Origin of the sequence: Pelagimonas sp. (assembly GCF_050633425.1) — a bacterium.
Classification (GTDB): Bacteria; Pseudomonadota; Alphaproteobacteria; order Rhodobacterales; family Rhodobacteraceae; genus Pelagimonas.
Genome location: NZ_JBOEGM010000060.1, coordinates 1 through 1,470, shown reverse-complemented (window position 1 = coordinate 1,470; position 1,470 = coordinate 1). Strand labels below are relative to the sequence as shown.

General features: G+C 51.0%; 2 protein-coding genes. One reads left to right on the top strand and one right to left on the bottom strand.

All coding sequences use genetic code 11. The features are described 5' to 3' along the window. Positions 1-21: 21 nt before the first annotated feature. Entirely contained in the window at positions 22-894 is an 873-nt protein-coding gene (locus ACRBB0_RS26915; protein WP_431377556.1) for a LysR family transcriptional regulator, read from the bottom strand. A gap of 89 nt (positions 895-983) precedes the next feature. On the opposite strand from ACRBB0_RS26915, the gene ACRBB0_RS26910 reads away from it, so the two are divergent. Then, positions 984-1,388 (top strand): MAPEG family protein, encoded by a 405-nt coding sequence (locus ACRBB0_RS26910; protein WP_431377555.1) that lies wholly within the window; start codon positions 984-986, stop codon positions 1,386-1,388. The last annotated feature ends 82 nt before the right edge of the window (positions 1,389-1,470 follow it).

The window sequence follows — 1,470 nt, the reverse complement described above, 5'->3', positions numbered from 1 at the left end:
ATGAATGGCTGGAACAGGATCTTAGGACGCTGCGAGAATTCTTTTGCCAATCTTGCCAACTTCTGCCGCAACGGCGCGCACTTTGTTTGATGTGCGGTTGTCTTGATGCCGCAAAATCCACGCAGAGTTCTGTGTGACGATTGGCTCAGCGGGCATGCGAACCAGCGCTTCTTGGTTGTTCGCTACAGCTGTCGGCAATAGCGCCACCCCAAGACCATGCTGAACAGCCAATAACATGGTTTGAAGATCATTTACGAACATCGTGCGCTTCGGGGCATCTTCCAGAGCGAACCATTGATCATGATGAACCGGCGCGTGCGACATTTGAATGAAGGTAATGTCGGCATAACGCGTTTTCTTGAATAACTCAGCATTGGCCGCTGTACCGTACAGCCCCAATCGCACCGAACCGATCTTGTTGCCGATAAGATCTTGAGGCGGGGTCTTGGTAAATCTCAAGGCTAGATCGACATCGCCGGCCTCAATACTACACATTTCGTCCTGAGTGATCAGGTCGAATGATAGATCCGGGTACTTGGACTGAATTTCCTTCAACGCGGGGAGAACGATCAAATCCATACCCCAACTCACAGACGAGATTCCAACCCTGCCAGAATATGCTTCTGCTTCGTTGTTCGACAGCCGAAGGACTTCATGAGCCTTTTGCTCCATTTGCTGAGCGACAACCAGAACATCCTTTCCTTTTTGGGTAAGGGTCCATCTTTGACCTGATGTGTCCGTCAATCGAACCCCCAGTTCCTTCTCGAGGGATCTCATCCGCCTGGCGACCGTTTGATGGCTATATCCGAGCTGATCCGCTGCCTTTTTCAGACCACCGAACGTGTCGAGCGCCACAAGAAATTTCAAGTCATCCCAATTGATCTGCCTGTCCATATTTGGCCCCCAGATGTCCTTTCTTGTCCATTTTTTCCTTTATACACTTCGCTTAAGTTTGAGCGAGGGCAACGAGAAAGGGACGCAGCATGAACTTACCGATGGCTTTACTACTTATGGGCGGCCTGCATGTGATTTTGTTGCTCTTCCATGGGTCCTATATTGCTGTCGCGCACGGGCTGCGCTGGGGCTTAGGCCGAAGGTCAGAGGCGATCAGGAAACACGATTTTGATCGACGCATTGAAAGATCCATTGCTAACAACATCGAAAGCTTGGCGGCATTTCTCCCTATTTGCGCCGTTGCTCTCTATCTGAATGCAGACGGTCTTATTTACGACGCCGCTGCCCTTGTTTATGTTGTTGCTCGGCTCGGCTTTGTTGCGGTCTACCTCGCCAACATTCCCTACATTAGGACGGCGTTCTGGTTCCTTGGTCAAGTTGCCATCATGGTCCTCTTTGTCACTTCCTTCACGGCACTCAGCGGCCTGGGATAAACGTCAAAAGATGCTCTAAACAGCTAGGAACCGCGATAGAAAGCGGAACTTCGCCATGGCAGAACAATCGGCAGCTCCGTCC